Here is a 5,859-nt window from a genome sequence, read left to right on the forward strand (position 1 = left end):
AAAAATAGTTTCAAGGCATTGAAAAATAAGGAATATTTTTGGGGTGCGCTGCGTTATACCAATAAGCAGCGCAGATCGCATGATGGCTGCGGGCCAACAGCCGGCGTCCACCTGTTGGCAACATCACGACACGTCCGTCACAGCGTCCATGATCGCAAACGAGATTTGCGAAAGCCGCTATCGAAGGCTAGTATCGAACGTGGACATGTAGTTTGTTACGACAAGTGAATTGTCGGTCTATTTGGAGCGTCGAGTCGCACAAATGACAAGCTTTGCAGAAGCGATTCGTACATTCCACAGCGACAGCCAGTCGCGCGACGCTTTTTATGCAGGCATCGATAGCGCACTGGCGGCGAACCGCGTCCCGCGCGCCACCCTCTTCGCGATCCTCGACGAAGAGCACGCCGCGACGCCGCTCCCGCACGACGTCTATGCGGCCGTGAAGCGCCGCATCGAGAACACGCCGCACCCCGATCCCCTCGACACTTCCGACGAAACCCGCGTGCAGACGACCCCCTCGGGCGGTTCGTCGCGCCAGTCGGCGTCGCAGGGCGCGTTCGGCAACGGCCAGGTGGTCGCGGAACTGGATCAGGTGAAGGGCGTCGGCGATACGCTCAACGCGCGCTTCGTGCTCGAGGAATGCCTGGGCGTCGGCGGGATGGGCACGGTGTACAAGGCGCTCGACCTGCGCAAGCTCGAAGCGTCGGACCGGCGGCCCTACGTCGCGATCAAGGTGCTGAACCTGCAGTTTCGCGGCAACCCGAAGTCGCTGATCGCGCTGCAGCGCGAGGCGCGCAAGGCGCAGACGCTCGCGCACCGGAACATCGTCACCGTGTACGACTTCGACCGCGACGGCTCGGTCGTCTATTTGACGATGGAGTATCTGTCCGGCCAGCCGCTGTCGCGCATGCTTCGCAACCCGAATTTCAAGGGCATGCCGTTTTCCGAGGCGTTCCCGATCTTCAAGGGCATGGCGAACGCGCTCGCGTATGCGCACGAGCGCGGCTTCGTCCACTGCGATTTCAAGCCGGCGAACGTATTCCTCACCGATACCGCCGAAGTCAAGGTGATCGATTTCGGCATCGCACGCGTGTTCCAGCGGCCTGAGGAGGAGACCGAGGCGACCATCTTCGATCCCGGCAGCCTCGGCGCGCTTACGCCCGCGTACGCGAGCCCGGAGATGCTGGAGCACCTGGAGCCCGATCCGCGCGACGACGTCTACGCTCTCGGCTGCATCACCTACGAATTGCTGACCGGAAAGCATCCGTTCGACCGCGTGCCGGCGTTGCAGGCGCGCAGCGCGAACATGAAACCCGCGCGCCCCGACGATCTCGGCAACAAGCAATGGCGGGCGTTGAAGGCGGCACTGTCGTTCGACCGCGAGGCGCGCACGCTGACCGTCGCGCAGTTTCTCGACGAGTTGAGCGAGGAGCGGCCGGCGACGTCGACGGGATCGAAGGGCCTGCCGGCGAAGGCGCTGATCGGCGGGGCGGCGATTGTGGCGGCCATTTTGGCGGCTGCGGGCTATTACTTTTACGATCAGTCGAAGAGCAACGAGGAAGCTCCGAAGGAAACGGATGTCGCGGGGACCGTCATTGCACCCGCAACGGCGCCGACGCCGCCCGCCCAGCAAGCCGCGCCGCCTTCCGCGCCCGCGGTCGTGGCGGCGCCCGCTGCGCCTCCCGCACTCACGCTTGACGCTGTGAACCCAGTGCTCGCAGGCGTGCCGTGCTCGGCGCTCGTCGCGTCCGTCCACGACAGAACCGTCGATGTGCAGGGCTTCGTGTCGGAGCAATACGGCACGACGCGTCTGAAGCAGGTCTTGGCCGCCGTGCCAGGCGCCTCGACGGTCAACCTCGGCGTGACGCAGGTCGCCGACAGCAAATGCGACGTGCTGAAAGTCTTCGGCCCGTACTGGAGCGCGAATCATCAGACGGGCCGGCCTGCCTCGCTGCGCACGCGTGCAGCCGGCGCGAAACTGACCGAAGGCCAGCCGCTCATCCTCGACGTGATGACGCCCGGCTACGACTCCTATGTGAACGTCGATTATTTCCAGCTCGACGGCACCGTGGTGCATCTCGTGCCGAACGAGCGCGCGAAAGACAATCAGGCGCCGCCGCACTACACGGCGACGATCGGCACGATGGGCGACTGGGTGGTCGGCGCGCCGTTCGGGTCGGAGCTGGTCGTGCTGGTGACGACGCCCGCGCCGCTCTTCGACACGCTGCGCCCCGGCAGCGAGCCGAAAGCCGACTATCTGCGCGCCGTCGAGAGCCGCATGACGCAACTCGCGGGGAAGTACGGCCGCGATCACGTAGCCGTCGATATCGTGCAGATCAGCACGCAGGCGCGCAAGAAGTGAGCGCGTAGCCGCTGTCTATGTGCGCACCGTCTCGTCGAGATCCGCATGATGCAGCTTGCGGGAAAGTACGCCCGCGACCACGTAGCCGTCGAAATCGTGCAGATCAGCAGGCAAGAAATGAGCGAAGCGCCGTCTCGGCGGCTATTTCATATCGCGCGCGACGCGGAAACCGTTCTGCGACTGCCGCACGCTTGCGCTGTACTTGAAGCGCGTCGCGGACTGCATGTATGCCGCGCCCTCGCGCCACGAGCCGCCGCGGATCACGCGCACGGAGCACGCGGGGTCGTCCCAGACGCGGCCGTCGGCGGGGGCGTTCTTGTAGGAGCTGTGCCAGCAGTCGGCGACCCACTCCCAGACGCTGCCGTTCATGTCGAAGAGGCCGTACGGATTCGCCATGAACGAGCCGACGTTGGCGGGACCGTCGGCGGACCACGGGTCGCCGCAGTCCTTGCAGTTCGCGGTGCCTTTTTTCATCGCGTCGCCCCACCAGTGGACGGTGGACGTGCCGCCGCGCGCCGCGTATTCCCACTCGGCCTCGGTCGGCAGCCGGTACGCCTTGCCGCCTACTTTTGCGAGCCATTTCACGTAGACCTGGGCGTCGTCCCAACTGACGTTGCGCATCGGCGCATTGTTGGCCGCATTGCCGTCGATGGCGATGCGCGTGCACGCGCCCGCGTCGACGCACGCGTTCCATTGCTCGACGGTAACCTCGTATTTGCCGATCGCGAACGGCTGGCCGATCGACACGCGATGCGGCGGCTTCTCGGCGGGATCGTCGGAATTACTGCCCATCGTGAAGCTGCCAGGTGACAGCGGGACCAGCACGGGGCACGTCGGGCAATCCTTGATCTCGCCGCCGCTAGCGGCCTTTGCGGCAGTGGAGGGGGCGGGGGTTGCGGGGGCTTTGGCAGCTTCGACGGGCGGTGCCGCCGCCTTGGGTTTTTGCGCGGGCGCTGGAGTGGGCGCAGGTGCAGGCGCTGCAGGCGGCGTACGCGCAACAGGCGCCTCCGATTTTGCCCCGCCGGCGCGCAGCCGCTCGATGCGAGCTTTCGCGAGCCCTGCGAACCGGCCGTTCGGGTAAGCCTTCAGATAGGCTTCGTAATCGGCTGGATAGGTGCTGTCCTTGATCGAATCCCAGAAGGTCAGCTCATATTGTTCAGTGCTGTCCTTCGGCAGGATGCCGCGCGTGCGCACCGTCGACGGTTTCACTTCCTGCAACGACGCGACATCGATTCGCTCGCGCGCAACGCCGAGGTTCACGCGCTGCGTGAGCGTCGATGCAACCCACGGCATCTGACGCCCGCCTGTGGCGCGCGCTACCGTCGATGCCACCGCGCCGAACATCGTCGCGACATCGTCATTGCCCAGCGCCCAGGCGCCGAGCAGCGCGGCCGTGTAGACGCCGTGATCGTCGCCATCGATGGCGAGCGAACCGGGCGCCGTCGCGTACGCGACCAGCGTGTTCGGGGGCAGCGCGAGCGGACGCATGGCAGCCGCGCCGAACAGATCATTCAGACATGTATCGAGGATGACGAGATTGGTTCTCGCGCGGCCTTGGCCCGAGCGCGCCATCTCATCGAGCACGCCTTGCAGCGCGATGCCCTTCGTGACGAGACGCGCGGGCGAACCGCTGTCGGCATCGACGGGGATCAGCAAGGTGTCGCGCGAAGTCCGGATGCCGTGGCCCGCGAAGTAGAGCACGCCCGTGCCGCCCGCCGCGAGCCGGCGATCGAAGTCGGCGAGGGCGTCTTTCATCTGCGCTTCGGTCAGGTTCGCACGGCTGATCACGTCGAAGCCGAGCGAGGCGAGCGCGGTGCCCATGCGGCGGGCATCGTCGACGGGGCTCATGAGCGGATGATCGCCATAGTCCGCATTGCCGATCACGAGCGCGACGCGTTCAGTGGCGGACGAGGGCTCGGGCGCGGGTTTGGGCGCGATCGGCGCCGCTTGCGCGGCCTGGACGCCGATCGCGCCGAATATGCATACGATCAAAAGTTTTCGCCACATATTCACACCCTGTCTATCCGGCATGGAAGATTTTGGCCGACGACGCGCCCGATGGTCACGCATGTCATGCTCCGGCGCGTGCCGCCGGTTGCGGAACTGGCATCGACAACGATAGCACGCTGATTGGCCGTGCTAAGTCCCTTTGTGCAGGGATTCCTTATGGGGGATTCCATGACATCCGGCGCCTGCAACGCAGGTCGAGTACTCGCAGTTCGCGCATCCACGTATCTTTTTGACGACTTCCGTTCTAAGCTAAAAGACGACACCCCGGACGAACCGAACGAAGGCGAGGGCGGTGAACACCGCGCGCCGGCACCGATCGTTTTCCGACCTTGCGGGAGGCTGCGTAAAGATGCTGAGAAGAACAATACTTGGCGCGCTGGCTTCGATCGCGGCTCTCGCCGCGGACTCGTCGTTTCCTGCGCCGAAACCGCGCACCCCTTCGCCGGCCAATGCCGAGGCGTACATCATCTGGCCGCCGGACGGCGCCGTCCTCTCGGGCGGCAAGCTCTGGGTCCGCATGGGGCTGCGCAACATGGGTGTGTGTCCGAAGGGCATCGACCTGCCGAACGTCGGGCATCACCACCTGCTGATCGATACCGACCTGCCGCCGCTGGATCAGGAGATTCCCTCCGATCGCAATCATCTGCACTACGGTGCGGGCGAGACCGACGCGCGGATCGAATTGCCGCCCGGCAAACATACGCTGCAACTGCTGATGGGCGACCTGAACCACGTGCCGCACGACCCGCCCGTGTATTCGAAGAAGATCACGATCACGATGCGATGACACCGGCACCGCGCATCCGGGCCGAACCCAGCGGAGGGCACACGCCATGAACAAGCTATTCGCCGCCGCCGCGCTCGCGGCTTCGCTTTACTGTGGCGTCGCGGCAGCCGGCTCGACACCCGCGCCGCCGAACGCGTACGCCTACATCGGCTATCCGAACGACGGCCAGGTGGTGCCGGCCGGGCGTCCGTTCAAGGTGTGGTTCGGGCTGCGCTACATGGGTGTCGCGCCGCGCGGCGTGCAGTATCCGAACACGGGGCATCACCATCTGCTGATCGACACGGACCTGCCGCCGATGGACAAGGAGATTCCCTCCGACCGCAATCATCTGCACTACGGCGCGGGAGAAACGGAGACGCTGCTCGAATTGCCGCCCGGCAAGCACACGCTGCAACTGCTGATGGGCGACGACAAGCACATCCCGCACAACCCGCCGGTCTATTCGAAGAAGATCACCATCATCGTCAAGTAGCGGGCGTTTTACAGGCGCTTCGCTTTCCATTCCGGGACATCGATCGACGATGCTTCCGCGATTCCGTTTGCTCTCGAATCTCCTCCTGATCATGTGTCGCTGCCGGTCCGACACTTCCGGGCGAATCTGTTGGGTTTCAGCGATCAGCGCTCGTGCGCATGAGGTCAGCTAGCACTCAGTCGTTATTCGATAAATTCCTTTATTTTCAAAGACTTGAAAACTATTTTC

5 protein-coding genes are annotated in these 5,859 nt (G+C 64.6%); 4 read left to right on the top strand and 1 reads right to left on the bottom strand.

All coding sequences use genetic code 11. The annotated features are described in order from the left end of the window. Window positions 1-228, top strand: a 228-nt coding sequence (locus AWB67_RS42460; RefSeq protein WP_235025511.1) for a hypothetical protein, incomplete at its 5' end; no start/stop codon positions are given. 34 nt (window positions 229-262) lie between these two features. After that, window positions 263-2,362 (top strand): serine/threonine protein kinase, encoded by a 2,100-nt coding sequence (locus AWB67_RS34080; RefSeq protein WP_087660378.1) that lies wholly within the window; start codon window positions 263-265, stop codon window positions 2,360-2,362. A gap of 141 nt (window positions 2,363-2,503) precedes the next feature. On the opposite strand, the gene AWB67_RS34085 is transcribed toward AWB67_RS34080, so the two are convergent. After that, window positions 2,504-4,369, bottom strand: coding sequence for an SUMF1/EgtB/PvdO family nonheme iron enzyme (locus tag AWB67_RS34085; protein ID WP_087660379.1), 1,866 nt, complete (start codon window positions 4,367-4,369; stop codon window positions 2,504-2,506). Window positions 4,370-4,721: 352 nt separating this feature from the next. On the opposite strand from AWB67_RS34085, the gene AWB67_RS34090 reads away from it, so the two are divergent. Next, on the top strand, window positions 4,722-5,159 hold the full coding sequence (locus AWB67_RS34090) for a DUF4399 domain-containing protein (RefSeq protein WP_087660381.1): 438 nt from the start codon (window positions 4,722-4,724) through the stop codon (window positions 5,157-5,159). 46 nt (window positions 5,160-5,205) lie between these two features. Then, the gene (locus tag AWB67_RS34095; protein ID WP_087660380.1) at window positions 5,206-5,631 is read left to right on the top strand and encodes a DUF4399 domain-containing protein; all 426 of its coding nucleotides are present in this window, start codon (window positions 5,206-5,208) and stop codon (window positions 5,629-5,631) included. The last annotated feature ends 228 nt before the right edge of the window (window positions 5,632-5,859 follow it).

Origin of the sequence: Caballeronia terrestris, from assembly GCF_001544515.1 — a bacterium.
Taxonomy (GTDB): Bacteria; Pseudomonadota; Gammaproteobacteria; order Burkholderiales; family Burkholderiaceae; genus Caballeronia; species Caballeronia terrestris.